This is a genomic window from Blastocatellia bacterium, from assembly GCA_035573895.1.
Taxonomy (GTDB): Bacteria; Acidobacteriota; Blastocatellia; order HR10; family HR10; genus DATLZR01.
Window position 1 is genome coordinate 26,756 of the sequence record DATLZR010000019.1, and the last position, 20,901, is coordinate 47,656.

Annotated in this window: 16 protein-coding genes; 11 read left to right on the forward strand and 5 right to left on the reverse strand. The window is 61.8% G+C overall.

Annotated features, from left to right (window positions below; genetic code table 11):
- Positions 1-36: 36 nt before the first annotated feature.
- From VNM72_02350 to pyk, 11 genes are all read left to right on the forward strand, one after another.
- Positions 37-846, forward strand: a complete 810-nt coding sequence (locus tag VNM72_02350; protein HXF04239.1) for an ABC transporter permease subunit — start codon at positions 37-39, stop codon at positions 844-846.
- 509 nt (positions 847-1,355) lie between these two features.
- On the forward strand, positions 1,356-2,249 hold the full coding sequence (locus VNM72_02355; protein HXF04240.1) for a farnesyl diphosphate synthase: 894 nt from the start codon (positions 1,356-1,358) through the stop codon (positions 2,247-2,249).
- A gap of 129 nt (positions 2,250-2,378) precedes the next feature.
- Positions 2,379-3,068: a PASTA domain-containing protein gene (locus VNM72_02360; GenBank protein ID HXF04241.1), complete on the forward strand. Its 690-nt coding sequence runs from the start codon at positions 2,379-2,381 to the stop codon at positions 3,066-3,068.
- The gene (rpe, locus tag VNM72_02365) at positions 3,065-3,742 is read left to right on the forward strand and encodes a ribulose-phosphate 3-epimerase (GenBank protein HXF04242.1); all 678 of its coding nucleotides are present in this window, start codon (positions 3,065-3,067) and stop codon (positions 3,740-3,742) included. Before VNM72_02360 ends, rpe begins: the two co-directional genes overlap by 4 nt.
- Before the next feature lie 19 nt (positions 3,743-3,761).
- Entirely contained in the window at positions 3,762-4,928 is a 1,167-nt protein-coding gene (gene bamD, locus VNM72_02370; protein ID HXF04243.1) for an outer membrane protein assembly factor BamD, read from the forward strand.
- Between the two features lie 187 nt (positions 4,929-5,115).
- On the forward strand, positions 5,116-7,827 hold the full coding sequence (locus VNM72_02375) for a valine--tRNA ligase (GenBank protein ID HXF04244.1): 2,712 nt from the start codon (positions 5,116-5,118) through the stop codon (positions 7,825-7,827).
- A 40-nt stretch (positions 7,828-7,867) separates the two neighbouring features.
- Positions 7,868-8,725, forward strand: coding sequence for a carboxylating nicotinate-nucleotide diphosphorylase (gene nadC, locus VNM72_02380; GenBank protein ID HXF04245.1), 858 nt, complete (start codon positions 7,868-7,870; stop codon positions 8,723-8,725).
- A gap of 213 nt (positions 8,726-8,938) precedes the next feature.
- The gene (locus VNM72_02385) at positions 8,939-9,373 is read left to right on the forward strand and encodes a hypothetical protein (GenBank protein HXF04246.1); all 435 of its coding nucleotides are present in this window, start codon (positions 8,939-8,941) and stop codon (positions 9,371-9,373) included.
- Positions 9,374-9,766: 393 nt separating this feature from the next.
- On the forward strand, positions 9,767-11,485 hold the full coding sequence (gene hflX / locus VNM72_02390) for a GTPase HflX (GenBank protein HXF04247.1): 1,719 nt from the start codon (positions 9,767-9,769) through the stop codon (positions 11,483-11,485).
- Positions 11,482-13,917, forward strand: coding sequence for an HDIG domain-containing protein (locus VNM72_02395; protein ID HXF04248.1), 2,436 nt, complete (start codon positions 11,482-11,484; stop codon positions 13,915-13,917). The genes hflX and VNM72_02395 overlap by 4 nt, the downstream gene beginning before the upstream one ends.
- Before the next feature lie 42 nt (positions 13,918-13,959).
- Positions 13,960-15,381 (forward strand): pyruvate kinase, encoded by a 1,422-nt coding sequence (pyk, locus tag VNM72_02400; GenBank protein ID HXF04249.1) that lies wholly within the window; start codon positions 13,960-13,962, stop codon positions 15,379-15,381.
- Positions 15,382-15,803: 422 nt separating this feature from the next.
- Here the strand turns inward: pyk and argF are convergent, their stop codons facing one another.
- From argF to VNM72_02425, 5 genes are all read right to left on the reverse strand, one after another.
- A complete protein-coding gene (gene argF, locus VNM72_02405) occupies positions 15,804-16,748 on the reverse strand; it encodes an ornithine carbamoyltransferase (GenBank protein HXF04250.1) in 945 nt (314 codons plus the stop codon).
- A gap of 13 nt (positions 16,749-16,761) precedes the next feature.
- Positions 16,762-17,703, reverse strand: a complete 942-nt coding sequence (gene arcC / locus VNM72_02410) for a carbamate kinase (protein ID HXF04251.1) — start codon at positions 17,701-17,703, stop codon at positions 16,762-16,764.
- Positions 17,703-19,031 (reverse strand): cyclic 2,3-diphosphoglycerate synthase, encoded by a 1,329-nt coding sequence (locus VNM72_02415; protein HXF04252.1) that lies wholly within the window; start codon positions 19,029-19,031, stop codon positions 17,703-17,705. Before VNM72_02415 ends, arcC begins: the two co-directional genes overlap by 1 nt.
- A 428-nt stretch (positions 19,032-19,459) precedes the next feature.
- Complete coding sequence (prmC, locus tag VNM72_02420; GenBank protein ID HXF04253.1) at positions 19,460-20,320, reverse strand: peptide chain release factor N(5)-glutamine methyltransferase; 861 nt, start codon at positions 20,318-20,320, stop codon at positions 19,460-19,462.
- 17 nt (positions 20,321-20,337) lie between these two features.
- Positions 20,338-20,841 (reverse strand): hypothetical protein, encoded by a 504-nt coding sequence (locus VNM72_02425; protein HXF04254.1) that lies wholly within the window; start codon positions 20,839-20,841, stop codon positions 20,338-20,340.
- Positions 20,842-20,901 lie beyond the last annotated feature (60 nt).

Here is a 20,901-nt window from a genome sequence, read left to right on the forward strand (position 1 = left end):
GGATTGGTGAACGCTCACAGCAAGGGACGTCTTCCTATGTCGCATCCGATTCTCGTCATTCTGGAAAAGGAATGGGCCGATTTGGTGCGCCATCGGCTGTTGCTCGTCTCGATGATCGTGCCTGCCCTTATCCTGCTCGTCCTTCCGTTCGTGGTGGCCGTAGTGATCCCCGTTGTGGTGGGAGCGGAAGCATTTTCCGATCACGGCATCCAGCAGATGATGGAATTGTTGCGTCAGGTGTCACCGGAGATGCGCTCGCTGCCCCCGCTGGTGCAATTTCAAATCTACCTGTTCCGCCAGTTCCTCTTGCTACTGGCGCTCGTGCCGGTGATGGGGGGATTGGCGATTTCAACCTTCAGCATCATCGGCGAGAAGCAGGCGCGAAGTCTGGAACCGCTTCTGGCCACGCCGATCACGACGACGGAATTGCTCATCGGCAAATGTCTCGGCGCCGGACTGCCGGCCATCGCGCTCACCTGGCTCATGGGAGGGCTCTACGCCGCGGGAATGTGGGCGATGTGTCCGCCCGAGGTTCTGTATCACGTCATGGATGGGATGGGCTTGACGGTGATCTTCCTGATCTCACCGCTTGTGGCGATGCTCGGCTTGAACCTCGGCGTCGTCGTCTCGTCGCGGTCGAATGATCCCCGCACGGCGCAGCAAATCGGCGTGGTGGTCATCCTCCCCCTCATCGCTCTGTTCATCAGCCAGTTGCGCGGCCTCTATCTGCTCACGCTCCCGCATGTTCTCGTGGGTGCTGTACTGCTGCTCGTCATCAATGCGATTATCCTCACCATCGGCGTCAAGCTCTTTGAGCGGGAAACGATCCTCACCCGCTGGAAATAAGTCCCTTCCGCCCGGAGGCGCAAAATTTCCCCTCGCAAAAGCACGCGGGTCGGAGACGACCGTAAATATCCCCTCACGGCAACGATGGTGATGCGTCGCGGATAGAGATACGGGGTGATTCGGTCAGGACGTACGCTGTAGAGGGCATGAGTGGTCTGATGTGATTGCGCAAACCGTGGTGTCGGAAAATTTCTCGTCCGATATTTTGCCTTGCGGCGTTTGTCCGAACGCGAGGGGCGGCCCACGGAGAATGGGATAGGGCGAACTTTCCAGTCTGCGAAAAACACAGGACGTCCCGCAGAATTCGAAGCAGCGCAAACGGGCGACCCGTTGAGGAGGAGAGCGGCGGCACGGTCCCATTCGTACATCTGAGCGGTTGAGCTATGTGCGCAACTCCTTCTGGCTTTCTCTCCTCCTCATGCGCACTTCGTCTCTGTGGCGGGCGTGTTGCCGCCCTTCCCCGGAGTACTCGGAGGCGGTACAATCGGCAGCGAGGGAGAAAGGGACTCATGAGCAAAGCCTTTCGTCTGGACGAGTATCTGGCGGTGCAAAGAGAGTTGATTGATCGGGCGCTGGATGAGCTGACGCCGGAGGAGACAACACCGCCCGAGGCGATCCATCGGGCCATGCGCTACAGCCTCTTTGCCGGAGGCAAACGGATCAGGCCGATTCTCACACTGGCGACCGGCGAGATGTTCGGCGCGGGCCGTGACGAACTGCTTCCCGTTGCCTCGGCCATCGAGATGATTCACACCTACTCGCTCATTCACGACGATCTCCCGGCGCTCGACAACGACGATTGGCGGCGCGGTCGCCCGACCTGTCACAAGGTTTTCGGCGAAGCTCTGGCCATTCTGGCCGGTGATGCCCTGTTGACGCTGGCCTTCAGGACGCTGGCCGAAGCTCCACTCCGCCATCCCGAGCATTACGCGCGTGTGATCTCGGAGATCGCCCAAGCGGCCGGCACCGTCGAGGGCATGATTGGCGGGCAGGTCCTGGACCTGCTCACCGAAGGGCAGCCATACGATGCGCAAACGCTGGCGACGATTCACCGGTCGAAGACAGGTGCCCTCATCACGGCAGCCGTGCGCGTCGGCGGCATCATCGGCGGCGCCTCTGACGAAGCACTCGCCCGGCTCACCCGCTACGGGCAGTGCATCGGGCTGGCCTTTCAAATCGCCGACGATCTGCTCGATGTGACGGCCAGTCCTGCCGAGATGGGGAAAGCAACGGGCAAAGATGCTGCCCGGCAAAAAGCCACCTATCCTCGCCTGTTCGGTGTGGAAGCATCACGGGCAAAAGCGGAAGAACTCGTCGCCCAGGCCATCGAGGCCGTTCGCCCCCTGGCGGGCTCTCAGGTTCTCGTGGAAATCGCCCGCTTTATTGTGGCCCGGCGAATGTAGCGCGGACTTTCCAGTCGGCGAGAACGCTCAGGCTTGAAAGCCTGCGCTACAGGTGGCACTACTTCCTCCGACTGATCTGGCGATGGTTCTTGCTTCACTCCGGCAGGGGAAACGTGATAGACTTCGGGCGTGACCGGGGTGAAGGGTGAAAAACTGAGGATTCGCCAGGCTCCGGCGGGACGCATTGTTCGCTCGGTCAAACAGGTGGTGTTTGTCCTGAGCCTGGGCGGGCTCTTTGTTCTGAGTACGTCGGTGGCCATTTATCTGGCGATGCGCCAGCCTCAGGTGAAGACTCCTCAACTCATCGGTATGTCGCTGCCTCAGGCGCAAGAAATGGCCCGGCGGCTCGGTCTGGAACTTCAGGTGAAAAATCGTCGCTATGATGACCGTTATCCTCCCGATGCTGTGGTGGATCAATGGCCCCCACCGGGAATGACGATCAAGCGAGGTCAGGCCATGCGGGTGGTCCTCAGTCAGGGAAAGCGACCTGGACCGGCGGAAGCTGTCGTCGCGCCTGTGGAGGCGAAACCGCTGCCGGAACCTGCGGCGGAGACGGCACCTCCGGCTCCGGTTGTTAGGCCGGCTCCTGCTGCTCCGGCGGAACCGGCAGTGGTGACGGAGACGAAGCCGACCCCCGAGAAAGTTGAGAAGGCTGAAGAAAAGCGAGAACCGGTGATGACCGGTCCTCCGCCGACACCGCCTGCGGCCAAGCAACCCGAAACGAGTCCCGAGAAGCCATCGGCCCCGCCCGGAGAGCCCGCGTCGCCCGCCAGGCGTCCGGGCAAACACGGAGAGAGAAAGCCGGGATCGCACGGATGATTGAACTGGCCCCATCCATTTTGTCGGCGGATTTCGCCCGCCTGGGCGAGCAAGTCGCCCTCGTCGAGCGAGCCGGTGCCCATCTCATCCACGTGGATGTGATGGATGGGCGGTTTGTCCCCAATCTCACCGTGGGACCGCTCATCGTCGAAGCTGTTCGCCGCGTGACGCACCTGCCCATTGATGTTCATCTGATGATCGTCGAGCCCGAACGATACCTCGATGCATTCGCTCGTGCCGGTGCTCAGTTGATCTCGGTCCATCTGGAAGCCAGCCCCCACCTGCACCGCACGCTCAGCCGAATCCGCGAGCTGGGATGTCGGGCGGGGATCGCCATCAATCCGGCGACATCACTGGCGCTGCTTGATGATGCTCTGGATCAGGCCGATTACGTTCTGGTGATGTCGGTCAATCCCGGATTTGGCGGACAGCAGTTTATCCCGACGGCGCTCGATAAAGTGCGGCGCCTGGCCCAAATGATTGACGCGCGCGGGCTTCCGACGCGCATCGAGATTGACGGGGGAATCGGCCTGGAAAACTTCGCCGATGTGGTGGCGGCGGGGGCCCGAATGATCGTGGCCGGTTCAGCGATTTTTGGGGCCCCCGACCCTGCCGCTGTCGTGGGGAAGATGCTAGAATTAGCTCGCAGCTTTGAGGCCCATGCCCGGAGCTGACGCATCAAGGAGGCGGATTATGAGACGGACGACGCTGGTTGTGATTCTCGTTGCTCTCGGCATCACTGTCGCCGGGTGCGGCCGCGGCAAGCGTGTGGTTCTCGAAGAAGCGCGACCGGGACGCGACCGTGAGCTGCTGGAACAGGGGATGACCGAGTTCGAGAAAGGAAAATATGCCGTCGGTCGGTTCCTCCTGCAGACGCTCATCAACACCTATCCCGACAGCCCGTTCGTTCCCATCGCCAAGCTCGCCATCGGCGATTCCTTTTATCTGGAGGGAACATCGGAGGCCCTCGCTCAGGCGGAGGTGGAATATCTCGATTTCGCCAACTTCTTCCCCAATCATCCGCTGGCCGATGATGCACTGCTTCAGGTCGCGCACATCAAGATGCGGCGCATTCAGCCGCCGGATCGGGATCAAAAACCGACGCGCGAGGCCGAACGCCGACTTCTCAACGTCTTGCAGCGATACCCCAACACCGACCTCAAGGACACCATTGAACGGGACCTCAAAGCCGTCCGAGAAATTCTCAGCGATCATGAGATGTACGTCGCCCGTCAGTACATGATCCGTCAACGCCTCAAAGGAGCGAAGGGACGCCTGCTGACCGTCGTGCAAAAGTATCCGACCTATACTAAATACGACGAGGCCCTCTATCGGCTGGGCATGGTTTTGTTCGAGGAAGAGGAACCCGAAGAAGCGGCGAAATATTTCGCCTGGCTCGTGCGCGAATATCCCACCAGCGAATACCGCAAGAGTGCCGCCGAAATGCTGGAGAAGATCGGCAAACCCATCCCCGAAAGCGCGGCTTCGGACATCGCTCAAACCGATGGCGAGACGAAAAAGGATAAGGGGCTTCTGGGAACGCTCTTCACGCCGTTGAAGACGCTCTTCGGCGTGGTGGATCTGAATGTGCCCAAAGAAGGTGTCCTCGTCAAGCGCGGCGAGACCGCCGAGCAGCTCATCGTCTCGGCAACGGCCTACTCCAAGCCGTCCACAGTCGTCACCCCGACGGCCACGACGGTCACCGTCGGTCCGGCCAGCCGAACCACACCGACAGGTGCCGCTCAGGGTAAACAGGAGATCACCATCGGAGCGCAGGGAGAAACGTCCGGTTCATCGGCGAAGACGCCCGCACCCGCCGACAAGGACAAAAAGAAGCCTGAGGAAAAGAAGAAGCAGTGAGCAGGACGTTTCGGTGTCAGGGGTGGATGATCGTTTCATGGCGGGTGGGGAGGAGCCGACGCGTTTCCCCTGACCTTTTGCCGGCGGTAACCTTCTCTGACCCGCACCTACTGACTCTGGGCGTGTCGGAGATTCCCCATCCGGGTGAAGAAGTGCTTTCGCTCAGTTCGTCCAGGAGGAAGACATCGTGACCCTGGAGATGGCAAAGGCTTACAATCCCCACGAGGTCGAAGACCGCTGGTATCCCTTCTGGGAGAGCCGGGGATATTTTCGGCCCGAGGTGCATCCCGAGGGAAAACCCTTTGCCGTTGTGCTGCCGCCGCCGAATGTGACTGGACGGCTTCACATCGGTCACGCCCTCAATCACACGCTGCAAGATGTGCTCGTGCGCTGGCGGCGGATGCAGGGATATGCGGTGCTGTGGGTTCCCGGAACGGATCACGCGGGCATCGCCACGCAAGTTGTTGTGGAACGTCATCTGGCGGCTCAGGGACTCACCCGTCAGGACCTCGGTCGGGAGGAATTCGAGCGTCGCGTCTGGCAGTGGCGGGCCGAAAGCGGCGGGACGATTCAACAGCAGATGCGGCGCGAGGGGATCTCGGTGGATTGGTCGCGCGAGGCCTTTACCCTCGATGAGCCGCGCTCGCGAGCCGTTCGGGAAGCCTTCGTCCGTCTCTATGAGGCCGGCCTCATCTATCGCGGAGATTACATCATCAACTGGTGTCCCCGCTGTCAAACCGCCTTGTCCGATCTCGAAGCGCCGAAGAAAGAGGTTCGGGGAAAGCTCTACTATATCGCTTACCCGGTCAAAAGCCGGGGATCCTCTTCGACGACTTCAGAGCACGAGGCCCCGTCATCGCTGGTTGTTGCCACGACCCGACCGGAGACGATGCTCGGCGATACGGCCGTTGCCGTTCATCCGCAGGATGCGCGCTATCGCCATCTCATCGGCGCGACGGCCCTCCTGCCTCTGGTCGGTCGAGAGCTGCCCATCATTGCCGATGAGCGCGTGGATGCCGAGTTTGGCACCGGCGTGGTGAAGGTGACGCCGGCTCACGATCCCGTTGACTATGAGATTGGTCGGACGCACGGCCTGTCGCTGGTCGTCGCCATTGATCGCAACGGGCGCATGACGGAAGCGGCGGGGCGATTCGCCGGACTCGACCGATACGAGGCGCGTCACCGCCTTGTGGAAGCGCTCGCCGAAGCCGGTCAGCTCGTTCGCGTCGAGGACTACACGCACAGCGTCGGCCACTGCCAGCGATGCGATACGGTGATCGAGCCGCTCGTCTCCACCCAGTGGTTCGTTCACGTCAAGCCGCTGGCCGAGCAGGCCATCGCCGCGGTCGCCGAGGGGCGAACCCGCATCCTGCCGGAAAACTGGACGAAGACCTACTTTGACTGGCTGGAGAATATTCGCGATTGGTGCATCAGCCGTCAGCTCTGGTGGGGGCATCGCATTCCCGCCTGGTATTGCCGGGCCAACCATATCACCGTGGCCCGCGAAACGCCCCCTGCCTGCACGCAGTGCGGGGATACGCAGCTTGTTCAGGACGAGGATGTCCTCGACACCTGGTTCAGTTCGGCGCTCTGGCCGCTGTCCACTCTCGGCTGGCCGGATGACACGCCCGAGCTGCGTCGCTTCTATCCTACAGCGGTCCTTGTGACGGCCTTCGATATTCTCTTCTTCTGGGTGGCACGGATGATGATGATGGGGCTGGCCTTTATGAAAGATCACCCCTCGCGGACTGAGGCGATTGATCCCGACGCGGTTCCTTTTCGCCTGGTCCTCATTCACGGGCTCGTGCGCGATCCCTACGGGCAAAAGATGTCCAAAACGCGAGGCAACACGGTTGATCCGCTGGAGATGTTCGAGCGCTACGGGACGGATGCCGTTCGCTATACGCTGGTGGCCGCGGCTCGACCCGGCAACGATGTGACACCTCAGTATTCCAAGCTGGAGACCTATCGCAACTTCTGCAACAAGATCTGGAACGCTGCCCGGTTCGCGCTCCTCAACTGCACGCCGGAGGATGTCGCCGGAGCCCGGGAAGGGACGACGGAGGAGCTTCCTCTGGTGGACCGGTGGGTGCGAAGCAAGTTGACGCGGACGATTGCGGAGGTCACTCAGGCGTTGGAGGAGTTTCGCTTTCACGAAGCGGCGCTCGCACTTTATCACTTCTTCTGGCACGATTTCTGCGACTGGTACATCGAGTTGACGAAGGCGACGGTGACGGCTCCGGAGGACTCCGCCGAGCGTCGCGCCGCCCGTGCACGGTTGGTCAGTGTGCTGGAGACTTCGTTGCGGCTCCTGCATCCGTTCATGCCCTTCATCACCGAAGAGGTGTGGCAACGGCTGCCGCACGAAGGTGAGACGATTTGCCTGGCCCCCTATCCTGTGGCCGACCGATCGGCGCTCGATCCCGAGGCGGAACGGCAGATGGGCTTGATCATTGATCTCATCAAGAAGATTCGCAATGTGCGGGCGGTCATGAACATTGATCACGCCGCCTGGTTGGATCTGCTGGTGCGAGCGTCAAGCGACGACGCCCACGACCTCGTGGTGGCGCATCGGGATCATATCCGGCGCCTCGCCCGCGTGAATCGGATTGAATTCGTCCCCACGTTTGATGGCCTGCGGCATGTCGCTCGTGACGTCGCCGGGGACGTGGAGCTGGCTATTCCCCTGGAGGGGATCATTGATTTTGAGAGGGAGCGAGAGCGATTGCAGCGGGCGCTGGAGAAAGCGGAGAAAGAACTGAACCAACTCCAGCAGCGTCTGAACAACCCCGATTTCCTCGCCCGGGCACCGGAAGACGTCGTCGCCGAGACGCGCGAGCGCCACGAAGAGCTGACCGAACGCCGAGAGAAATTGGTCGCCATCCTTCGCAGCCTGTAAGACCCGCTCCGTGCAAGCGAAGCCATTCAGACTCCCATCAATGGATATGAGGCTCACCCAATCCGACATAATCCGGTTGGTGGAAAGTTTCCTGGCCGAAGATCTCGGTCGGGGCGATGTCACGACTGAAGCCGTCGTTCTGCCCGGCGTGACCGCTCGCGGGCGCTTCATCGCCCGCCAGGATTTTGTCCTGGCGGGACTGGAGCTGGCCGATGCCGTTTTCGCCGTTCTCGATTCCGAGGTGGAAATCGAGGCTTTCGTCAGCGATGGCGACCGCGTCAAACGCGGCGATGTCTTCGCCCGCGTTGAAGGTCCCGCCGACGTGCTCCTGACGGCCGAACGCACGGCATTGAACATCCTGCAGCATCTCTCCGGTATCGCCACGCTCACGCGCGCGTATGTGGACGCGATTGCCGGGACATCGGCGACCATCGTGGATACGCGCAAGACGCATCCCGGCCTGCGCGCCCTGGAGAAATATGCCGTCGTCGTCGGCGGCGGACGCAACCATCGCTTCGGCCTGGACGATGGGATTCTCATCAAAGACAACCATATCTCGCTGGCCGGCGGCGTCAAAATCGCTATCGAACGTGCCCGTCGCTACGGCGGCTATCTCCTGAAGATCGAGGTCGAAGTCTCCACTCTGGACGATCTCAAGGAGGCTCTCGACGCCCGTCCCGATGCCATTCTGCTCGATAATATGACGCCGGAAATGGTTCGGGAAGCTGTGGGTCTGGCGCGTCAGGTAGCTCCCGAGATCGTGCTCGAAGCCTCCGGGGGGATCACGCTGGAGAACGTTCGACAATATGCCGAGGCGGGCGTGGATTTCATCTCCATCGGAGCCCTCACGCATTCGGCCCCGGCGGCCGACATCAGTCTCAAAATCGGGACAATCTGACACCGTCGGAAACACGTCCGACAAAAGCCGCACGCGTCAGCCCCTCTCTCGCCGGACGTGAGAGGGAGATTGTTCCCCGGTTGATCGCCCCGGACGTAAGTTCCGGTGGTCTCTTGAGCGTGTGAGCCATGACTTTTAAGGCCCCGCTTGACAACGCACCGAAAATCCTTAATCGTTGGGAGCGAAGTTTAACAGCTATCAAGGAGAATGGCGATGAAGATACGATCTACCGTCATCTTGCTCAGCCTCACTCTTGCTGCGATTCTCATCTCGAATGTCCGGAGCAGTTCGACTGCTCCCTTGCAGGAAGAAGGCGCGCAATCGTCCGATGTCATCAATCAAGTGCTCTTCGAGCCCAAAGAGCTTCGGCCCGGACAGAGTCTGGACTCACCCATCATTGATGTCAGCGGATTCCAGGCCGTCTCGGTCAACGTTCGCATTTTGAACTCGGATCCGAACATCCAGCGGCAGATCTTCTTCGGGCCTTTCCCGGGAGAAAGTTTTGCTCTCGCGCGCACGGATTCTTTCCTGTTGACCAACACGCTGTTCACCGTCACGCCGGTCTTCGGACCCCGCATGTTTGTGCGAGTGCTCAATCGCGGGAACTCGACGACGACGGTTCAGGGCTTCGTCTACGGGGCGAAGTAACAAAGTCCCGGCGATGCTCCGCTGGTGAAACCCGACGGTCTGCCGGCGGCATCGGAGCAGAGGGCGGAAGGTGGGCGAGGGGTGAGACTCTGCGGCTCGCGCTCTCGGAGACCGTTCGTCTGCCCTTTCGGGCGATGAAATTCATCCCTCGTGTTGACCGACGTAAACCACAGAGGAAGGAGGCCCTGCCTTTCCTCGGCTCCGGGACGGGTGTGCGGGCATATCACTGGTGGCGCATGTCGGCAAGCCCTGTGGTACAATATCGCCGGATGCGGCGAACCGGGGAACAAGTGCCGAGAGCAGCGTGCGGAGCCTTCATGCTCCCTGTGCCGATGTCGGGTCGGGGCAGAAGTGTCGCTGCTGCGGTCGCGCCGTCCACCGGATCGCTCTCCGATGCCAGATCGGGGATCGGACCGGGGAACCGAGAATCCCATCTGGGATCGTACACCGGACAGTGGAGGTGATGGGCGTATCAGTACCGTCTACGGTCATACGCAGGGGTTGAAACCGAGCCAGTTACGACGCCTTGAAAAACTATACCACCGGCGCATCCCACCGGAGCAGATCATCACGCATGAGCTGGCGCGTCAGCTCACGGAACTTTCCCGTGAAATGAATCGGCAGATCGGTCTTTTGATTGACCGCAAAGGTCACATCGTCTCGGTCGTCGTGGGCACGGCTCATCAAATTGTGTTACCGGAGTGGCAGCGCGTGCGCAGCGACCGGAGCCGATTCTGTGGAGTGCGCTGCGTTCACACGCACCTGAACGGTGAAGGGCTGACCGAGGATGATTTGACAGATCTGGCGTTGCTCCGGCTCGACCTGATGGCCGCTATTGAGGTTTTGCCGACCGGGCTTCCGGGCGTCGTGCGGGCGGCTCATCTGATGCCGATGCGACCGGGCAACGGAGATCTGACGGTGGCCCATCGCGGGTGCTCCTTCCTCGAGCCGGCTCCGCCCAGTCAGTTGAGGATCAACTTCCTGGAGCTGATTCAGTCGCTGGAGGAAGAGCTGGCGCGAAATCGGCTGCTGGTTTCGCCCCAGGAAGCGGGTGATCGAGCCATCCTCGTCGGCGTCACGACGGGATCGCTCTCCGACGCGGAGGAATCGCTGGAGGAACTGCGCGAGCTGGCCCGCTCGGCCGGCGTCGTCGTGCTCGACACCATCTTGCAGCGGCGAAAGGAATACGATCCCAAGTTCCTGCTGGGGAAAGGAAAACTCCAGGAGTTGATCATTCGGGCTCTCCAGGTGGCCGCCGACATGATCATTTTCGATCAGGATTTGACGCCGAGTCAGGTTCGGGCCATCAATGCGGCCACGGACTTGAAAGTCATTGATCGCACGCAACTCATCCTGGACATCTTCGCGCAACGAGCCCGCTCGCGGGAGGGGAAAATTCAGGTGGAGCTGGCGCAGCTTCGCTATCTCTTGCCGCGTCTGACCGAGACCGATAGCGGATTGTCACGACTGACCGGCGGCATCGGCGGGCGCGGTCCCGGTGAAACCAAGCTGGAGATGGATCGGCGGCGCATCCGCGATCGGATCGCTCATCTCGAAGCCGAGATCGAGGATGTACGCTGCAGCCGAGAGCAACAGCGCCGACAGCGGCGACGCCATCAGCTTCCGATCGTGTCCATCGTCGGCTATACCAATGCCGGAAAATCCACGCTTCTCAACACGCTCACGCGAGCCAACGTGCTGGCCGAGGAGCGCCTGTTCGCTACGCTCGATCCGACGAGTCGTCGCTTCCGGCTGTCACCGGATCGGGAGATCATCCTCTGCGATACGGTGGGGTTCATTCGGAATTTGCCGCCCGATCTTATCAGGGCCTTTCGCGCCACGCTCGAAGAAATTGCCGACTCCACTCTGATCCTGCACCTGGCCGATGCGAGCAATCCTCAGGTCGAGAAACATCTGGCGACTGTGGAGAGGACGCTTCACGAACTGGGATTCGGGCAGATTCCTCGGCTGCTCGTCTTCAACAAACAGGATATCGCGGATCCGGACACGGTCGCTTATCTCTCGCGGCGGTATCACGCCCTGGCGATCTCGGCCCTGCAACCGGAGACGCTCGGGCCGCTCGTGCGGCGCATCGAGGAGATGCTCTCATGAGGCGGGAGTGGAAGAGGATTCGTGAGGCGCTGGGGAACTGGAGCGAGCGGCTGAACCGACCTCCGGTACGGCGCTTGGGACTCGTTCTGGGCGCGTCGGCTCTGGTTCTTCTCACGACGCTCATCGTCTCGCGGTTTCCGCTTCAACGCGTTCCCCACTATGCGCTGGGCGAGATGGTGCGGGCGGATATCATCACTCCCGTCGAGTTGATCGTCATTGATCATGAGCGCACCGAGCGGTTGCGCGCCGAAGAAGCCAAGCGTGTGCCCCCCGTCTTTCGCTATTTCCCGGATCGGGCGCGGGAGGCCCGTTCGCTCCTGGCCGAGTATTTCACCGCCACGCGGTCACAACTTCTCGCCCAGCTCGAAGCGACATTTCAACATCCCACGCTCAGCCGGGAGGAGCGCAGCCGCTTCCGCCATCGGCTTCGCGCCCTGATCGCTGAGCTTCGCCTCAAAGGGACGCCCTTTCCGCTCACCGATGAGGTGGTCGAGCGCTGGGTGCGGGGAGACAGCGGCGAGGATGTTCTGCGCCGATTGGACGAGGCGCTGGACACCGTCATGAAACGGTATATTCGTTCCGATGATCCGCTGCCGGAGCTGGTGGAGAATCTCAGCGGAAACGTCACGGTGGTGCCTGCTTCCGTGGAGCGCGCCGAGACGTTCCTCCCCTCACAAACCGTGCGTGCGAGTGATCTTCTGCCGCTCGGCGAGGCGCGACGGGCGGTGGCTCGCGTGCTCAGCGAAGCCGATGAGCGGCAGTACGGACACCTGCTGCGGTCGCTTGTGCGCGTCAACTGCGTGCTGGCAGACGATCTCACGGCGCGCGCTCGACGCGAGGCCACCGAACATATTGTCGCCACCCGTCGCTATGCTCCCCGTCAGGTGATTGCCCAGCGGGGCGAGACGGTGACCCCAACCGTACAGGAGGCTCTGGACGCTCTCCGCCGTCATTTCGCCAGCGAGCGAAGCGGGCGGCGCCTGGCCGGATTGATGATCATTGTGGCCGCTCTCTACTATGCCCTCTGGCGATTCGCCGAGCGGGTTCGCGTCTACTACCTCACCTCGGTGAAGATCTTCCTCCTGGCGGCCCTGACGGTTGTGCTCCAGGCTCTCATCAATCGAATCGGGATGGCCGTTGCCAGCGGCGTCGCCTACCGCTTCGGCGATTATGATTCACCGGAAGCCTATCAGTACGCCATCCCCTACGCCACTGCTGCACTCGTTGTGGCGTTGCTCCTGGAGTCGCGGATTGCGCTCACGGTGGGAGTCCTCTCGGCCATTCTCGTGGGATTGATGACGGGGAGTCTCGGCCTGCTCGCCTATGCGTTGCTCGGCAGCATGGCGGCGATTTACGGCGTCGGGCGCTATGAGCGACGGGCCACCATCACCCGCGCCGGATGGATCATCGGTGTGGCCAACATGATCGTCACGCTCGTCCCTCCCCTGATGGAAGCACGACCCATCGTTTTCGGACCGGCCCTGTTCAGCGCCCTCTGTGGAGCGGGCGGGGGACTGCTGACGGCCACGCTGGCCGCCTTCGCCTTGCCTCCCACCGAATCGCTGTTCGGCATTGTGACCGATGTCAAACTGCTGGAGCTGTCCAACGTCGAACTCCCCTTGCTCAAACGGCTGGCGCTGGAAGCTCCGGGAACCTATCAACATTCGCTCATCGTCGCCACGCTCGCCGAGGCGGCGGCCAAAGCTGTCGGTGCCAATGCCCTGCTCGTCCGCATCGGCTCGTATTACCATGACATCGGCAAGCTCAATGATCCCCGCATGTATGTGGAGAACCAACGACCGGGAATGAATCCCCATGATCTTCTTTCTCCCGAGGAGAGCGTCGAGCGCATCGTCAGGCACGTGCAGGAGGGCATCCGCATGGCGGAGGAAGCGCACCTGCCCCGGCAGATCATTGATCTCATCCCGCAGCATCATGGGACGCGACGGCTGCATTACTTCTACAACAAGGCGCTTCATCGTGCGGAAACGACCGGTCAGGTGGTGGATGAACAGCGATTCCGCTATCCGGGACCGAAACCGCAAACGATTGAGGCCGCCATCGTCATGATGTGCGATAGCGCTGAGGCTGCTGCTCGGTCACTGCGACAGCGGACGCCGGAAAATATCAGGCGCATCGTCCGCAAGATCATTGACGACATCGTCACTGACGGGCAGCTCGACGAATGCAATCTGCGGATGCGCGACCTTCGGATAATCCGGCAAACGATCCTGCAAACGCTGCTGACCATTTATCATGAGCGCGTGCCGTATCCCGGTTTTACCGAGGAAGATCTGGCCCGTATCGAGGTGAGCTATGAAGCCCTACCGGAGATTGAGACGATTTCCCAGCCCCCTCTTCCGCCCGATTTCGATCCCACCATTGACGAGAGCTGGCCGCCGCCGGCGACGAGACGGTCCGGGCGGACATGACCGTGCCCTCGTCCTCCATGTTCATCACCAGCGGAACTCGCGATGAGACGAGCCAAGATCATCTCCACCATTGGACCGGCTTCACGTTCGCCCGAGCGATTGCGGGCTCTCATTGAGGCGGGCACCGACGTCGTGCGGCTGAACATGTCGCACGGAACGTATGATGAACACGCCGCCGTTGTCTCGACGGTGCGTCGCCTGTCGGACGAACTGGGCAAGCCGGTAGCCGTTCTCCTCGATCTGGCCGGACCCAAATTGCGAACGGGGCGGCTCCGGGACGGTCGTCCCGTTGAGCTGACGACCGGCTCGCAGGTCATCCTGACATCCGCGGAGGTCGCCGGAGATGCAACGCGCCTCTCGACGAACTATCCTCGGCTTGTACAGGAAGTGCCCATCGGCGCGCGTATCTTGCTCGATGATGGACTCATCGAACTGCGGGTGGAAGAAAAAAGAGAAGGGGAGATCGCCTGCCGGGTCATTCATGGCGGGCTTCTCGGCGAGCGCAAGGGACTGAACCTTCCCGGAGTAACGCTCTCGCTTCCGGCGCTGACCGAAAAAGATCACGCTGATCTCGCCTTCGGTCTGCGGCTCGGCGTGGATTATATCGGTCTCTCCTTCGTTCGCTCAGCCGCCGATTGCCAGGCCGCGCGACGCCTCATCGAACAGGCGGGAGCCCAGACGCCCATCATCGCCAAGATCGAAAAGGCCGAGGCCGTCACAAACCTCAACGAGATCCTGGCCGCTGCCGATGGCGTCATGGTGGCACGAGGAGACCTCGGCGTCGAGACATCGGTCGAAAGCGTTCCCCTCATTCAGAAGGCCATCATCGCCGCCGCCAATCGCTCGGAGAAGGTCGTCATCACGGCGACCCAGATGCTTCAATCCATGATCGAGAATCCCCGTCCGACGCGAGCGGAAGCCTCCGATGTGGCCAATGCGATTCTGGACGGCAGTGACGCCGTGATGCTGTCAGAAGAAACGGCCGTCGGAGCCTTCCCCGTCGAAGCCGTTGCTATGATGGATCGCATTATTCGGTCCGCCGAGCAATCACCGCTCATGCGTCCGCGCCTGGCGGAGACCGTCAGCGGGGAACATTCCGGATCATCGGGTCGAGCGATTGCCGAAGCGGCTGCGTTTGCTGCCGAGGAGCTTAACGCCCGGCTGATCGTCGTCTTCACCGAAAGGGGACGGATGGCGCGGCATCTGGCGGCCCTGCGTCCAGTTCAGCGCATTCTGGCGCTCACGCAATCGCCGGCAACCGAACGCCAGCTCGCTCTCGTCTGGGGCGTCGAACCGCGCCGATTTGATTTTCTCCCGCGCTCGGATGAGTTGCTGGCAGCCTGCGACCGCCTGTTGCTCCGGGAAGGATGGGCTGCACCGGGCGAGATCGTCGTCTTGATCGCCGGTGGTATCACCGGGCTCGGCATCTCGAATATGATGAAGCTCCACCGCGTCGGCGAGTGAGCAGCAGAGCCGGTGCGTCCTCCCTTGCCCAACGGATGAAAGGGTCCATCCGTTGGCACTTTTCATCCGCGGGCAAACGCCTTGTCATGGTGGCGTGGGTGAGCACATCAACGATTCCTGCCCCCGGAGTGCGCGTCTCGGCCATGCTTGTTGACTCCGCCCCAGCTTCCCGCTCCCGGCTCTTTAGTGGCGAAGTCAACCCGTGAGCAGTTCCTGCGCGTGCCGATGCCATTCAAAGAGGGGCTCGGCATTTCGCTTCCCATCTCCACGAGCTTATAACGTGATGGTCCCCCCGGGTGCCTTACGGCGCACCGGGCCCATTCATTCTGTTGACGCGAGCGGGATTTCTGCCTCGCTTCATCTCCGGCCCAACCGACCGAGGACGAAGGCCGGGTGGGGCGCCGGGGAGCATTCTTCACGCCTTACGGCTCGCGCCGCTCGCCTCCCATGAGACGCAGCACGATAGCTTTTTGGATGTGGAGGCGATTCTCCGCTTGATCGAAGACGATGCTTTGCGGTCCGTCAATGACTTCGTCGGTCATCTCGGCGCCGCGCTCAGCAGGAAGACAATGCATGAAGAGCGCGTCCGGGCGGGCCTGCCGCATGAGGTCCATCGTCACCTGAAAGGGGCGGAGGCGTCGCTCGCGCTCGGCCCGCTGGTCAGGCGGGATGTGGTAGCTCATCCACGTATCCGTGTAGACGATGTCGGCCGAAGCGACCGCCGCGCGCGCCTCGTGCACGATCTCGATGACCGCTTGTGTCTCCCGAGCTATCGCCTGCGCGCGTGCGAGAACGGTCGCGTCCGGCTCATATTCCTGACCTTCGGGGCAGCCCACGCTCACGTGCATTCCGACGGCGGCGCCGCCAAGCAGCAGCGAATGGGTCACGTTGTTGTGTCCGTCGCCCACGTAGGCGAGTTTCACGCCCTGGAGTCGGCCTTTCTTCTCCCGAATGGTCATCAGGTCGCCGAGCACCTGGCAGGGGTGCTCGTGATCGGTCAGGCCGTTGATGACGGGCACGCTCGCGTGCGCGGCCAGCTCTTCCAGATCGGCTTGCCGAAACAGTCGCGCCATGATCCCGTCCACGTAGCGCGAGGCCGTGCGCGCGGTATCGGCGAAGCTCTCCTTTCCTTTCCCGAGCGGCGACGTGCTGAGATCGTAGTAGATCGCGTGCCCGCCCATCTGCAGCATGGCGACCTCGAACGACAGCCGCGTGCGCAACGACGGCTTCTCGAAGAGCATGAGCAGCACGCGCCCTTCGAGCGCACGAGCGACCTGGCTCGGATCGCGCTTGATCTGCAACCCGTGTTCGATGGTTCCTTCAATCCACTCGCGGGGCCAATCGGCCAGAGAGAGAAGGTGCTTCATCGCCTCATCCTCCTCATTCGGGATAAATGTGGGTGCCCGTATGGCCGCGAAAGGCCGCCAGCACGACTTCCGGTCGCGTGATGATGACCTCGCGTCCGCCGCGCTGGAGGAATGCGATGGCGGCTTCGATCTTCGGCCCCATGCTTCCGGGAGCGAAATGGCCTTCGGCCAGATAGCGTTGGGCTTCGGCGAGCGTCATTCGCTCGATGTCTCGCTCATGGGGCGTGCCGAAGTTGAGCTTGACCTTCTCGACGGCCGTGAGATCGAGCAGTCGGTCGGCTCGGAGCGTCGTCGCCAGTAGACTTGACGCCAGGTCCTTATCCACAACGGCTTCGATGCCGACGAGCGTCCCGTCCTCGGCGAGCGCGACGGGGATACCTCCGCCGCCGGCGACGATGACGATGACGCCACTCTCGAAAAGCCGAAGGATCACATCCTGCTCGATCAGACGAAGCGGCACCGGCGAGGGGACGACGCGCCGATACCCTCGATGCGCATCTTCCACGAGCGTGTATCCCTTGCGCTGCAACTCCTCGGCTTGCGCTGCCGTGTAGAACGGGCCGATGGGTTTGGTCGGCGAGTGGAGGCGGGGATCCTGCCGATCCACGACGACCTGCGTGAGGACGGTCGCCACCGGACGCTCGATGCCGCTCCGGCGGAGCAGATTGTGCAGGGTGCGTTGAATGAGATACCCCATCTCGCCCTGCGATTGAGCGACGCAGACATCGAGCGGCAGGTCGTAGGCTTTCCCCCGCGCCTCCTCGGCGCGGATGACGATGTTGCCGACCTGCGGGCCGTTACCGTGCGTGAGTGCGATCCGATGTCCGTCGCGGATCAACTCGACCACGCCGCCGAGCGATTCTTCCAGATTGGCGAGCTGCTCGGGGATCGTTCCGGCCTGGCCCGGTTTGATGAGGGCGTTGCCCCCCAGGGCGATGACGAGACGTTCGCTCATCAGGCGTTCACCGTTGTGAGGAAATCTCGAAGGACATCGCCGAGCGTCGGCGGACCGACTTCTTCCAGCTCATACGCGACGCGACAGGTGGGATGTCGAATCTGCAGGACGCGGCGCAGATCCACCGGCGTGGCCACGAGCACGACCTCGCACGGCGTGCCATTGATCGTCTCCTCCAGTTCGCGCATCTGCTCCGCGCCGTAGCCCATGGCCGGCAGTAGCGGTCCGATATGGGGATATTCGGCGAAGGTCTCGCGAATGCTCCCGACGGCGTAGGGACGGGGATCAACCAGCTCGCGCGCGCCGAACTGTCGCGCGGCGAGCACGCCGGCCCCATAGCTCATCTCGCCATGCGTCAGCGTCGGCCCGTCTTCGACGACGAGCACGCGCCGATCGCGAATCGCTTCGGGCGTATCCACGACGATCGGCAGGTTCGCCTCGATGACGAGCGCGTTCGGATTGAATGTGCGGATGTTGCGTCGCACAACGTCCACATCTTCGGGTCGCGCCGTATTGACCTTGCTGATGATGAGCACGTCGGCCCGCAGGAAGTTCACTTCGCCGGGAAAATACGCGCGTTCGTGTCCGGGCCGATGCGGATCCACGAGCACGATCTCCAGGTCGGGAACGAAGAAGGGGAGATCGTTGTTTCCTCCGTCCCAGATGAGAACATCGGCCTCTGCCTCCGCCTGACGCACGATGCGCGCGTAATCCACGCCGGCGTAGACGATCACGCCGTTGCGCAAATGCGGCTCGTATTCCTCCATCTCCTCGATGGTGCAGTTGTAGCGGCGAAGATCATCGAGCGTCTCGAACCGTTGCACGACCTGCTGGGAGAGATCGCCATAGGGCATGGGGTGACGCACGACGACGACGCGGCGCCCCATCTCGCGGAGCAGCCGGGCGATCTTGCGACTCGCCGGACTCTTGCCGCAGCCCGTGCGCACGGCGCAGACGGAGATGACGGGCCGGTTCGCCCGCAGCATGGTCGCCCGCGCGCCGAGCAACCGAAAGTCGGCGCCTCGCGCCAGCGCCCGCGCCGCCGCGTGCATGACGTGTTCGTGCGAAACATCGCTGTAGGAGAAAACGACCTGGTCAATCGCATGCTCCTCGATCAAGCGTTCCAGGTCCTCCTCCGGGTAAATGGGCACGCCGTCGGGATACAACTCGCCGGCCAGCTCCGGCGGATAGCGCCGCCCTTCGATGTTGGGAATCTGCGCCGCCGTGAAGGCGACCACCTCATACTGCGGGTTGTCCCGAAAAACGAGGTTGAAGTTGTGAAAATCTCGACCGGCCGCTCCCATGATCAGAACGCGCGTGCGCTTCATACGGTCGCTCTCCTCGGAAACCTCATCAAGCTTCTGAAGTGCTCCCTTGCCTTCACCCGGTTACTTCTCCGGCACCCGAAGACCGGCAGGGCTACTGCGCTTTTCCGGGACAAATCCGTAGCCAGATAAAAGCCACCGGTGAGGGGACGAGTCGGTGAATCCGGCCGCTTTCTTCATTCATCACCCACCTCCGTCTGCAAAAACGTCAACCGGCAGCTTCCCTGCCGGGTATTGTGCAAGATGCGTGCCGTACTGGGAGAGTTATACAACACCGAACCTGAATGTGAAAGATCAAATGCTTGGTCGGCGGCGGAGCGATCCCGAATGAAGGAGCACCAGCCGATTCCCGCAAGGGAGTCGAGTTCCCGTTGATTCTGCAAAAACCCTGCCTCCAGGACGGGCTGCGAAATCGTCTCGCTCTCCAAATCTCAGACGGATCGTTCGAGCACAAGCGTCCGTTCGATTCCCTGAAGATCTTTTACCACCTCAACCACCCGCCACACGGAGGCGTCAATGATCGCTTGAATCTGGCGATACTGGCCGTAGCCCATTTCGCAGATCAAAAAGCCCCCGGGAACAAGAAACCGAGGGCTTTCATGGAGCAGCCGTCGGTGAACCTCCAGCGGGTCTTCACCCGCGAACAAAGCAACGGCCGGTTCATACTCACGGACCTCGCGAGGCAGTGTGTCCGCCTCCTGCTCGGCGATGTAGGGGGGATTGGCGACGATGAAATCCGCCTGAATGGGCTGCTTCTGCTGTTGCAAGGCGGAGAACAGGTCGCTTTGCAGGAATTCGATGCGCTCGGCCACGCCATGCCGTTCGGCATTCCGTCGGGCTACAGCTAGGGCCGATTCGGAGATGTCCAGAGCCAGAAGATGAGCCGTTGGCAGATGAACGGCCAGGGCGATGGAAATGCAACCGGATCCCGTGCCGACATCAATGATGAGCGGCCGGGACGCGCGATTGCGCACGAGCACCTGCTCGACGATGAGTTCCGTTTCCGGTCGGGGGATGAGCACATCGGGCGTGACCAGGAAATCAAGACCGTAGAACTCTTGATGTCCGGTGATGTATTGCAGCGGTTCGCCTCGAGCCCGACGGGCCACAGCATCGCGGAACCGATGAAGTGTTTCTTCGGCCAGCACCTCTTCCGGTCGGGTCAGAATATAGATGCGATCCTTGCGCAGGATCTCGGCCAGAAGCGTCATCGCCGTCAAACGCGGTTCCGACACACCGGCGCGGGCGAGTTCCTCTGTGGCCGAGGCAACAGCCTGGCGAATCGTCACCATTGACGGCAGGGCGGGGATTACGGAGACAGGACCTTGAAACTGCGGGCCATGAGGTCCGTTCGGTTGCGGATCGAGCGCAGCACCTCGACCCGACCTTCAAACTGCAGGACGTAAAGAGTCGTCTCGTCGGTCTTGAGGTAGTAATAGCGGGCCAGCTTTCGCTTGCCCCGATGGGTGAACTCGAAGGTGAGGACCACGGAATCCGGATACGATCCGCCGAACGGCTCCAGCGAACCCCGAACGAATCCGGGACGGAAGCGAAAGGCCGTCTCTTCGTCGCGGGCCGCATAGTCGCGCGGAGTGACATGAGGCTCCACCTTGAACTGGCGGATGCGCAGCAATCCCTCTTCGCTGTTGTTGTAGATGATGTCAGTGACGGTATTGCCGGCTCCATCCTGATAGGTGACAGGCTCCCACTGATCGCGCAGCCGGAGGCTGTATCGTCCCTGCGGATCCTTGAACTCTCGTTCCTCCGGGCGCGGCTGTGGGGTTTGTGCCGCTGCCCACGCCAGCTCCAGCATCACGAACAAAAGGAAAGCGGAAGACCACATTGTTCCCTCTCTTTCTCTGCGCTCGCGCCG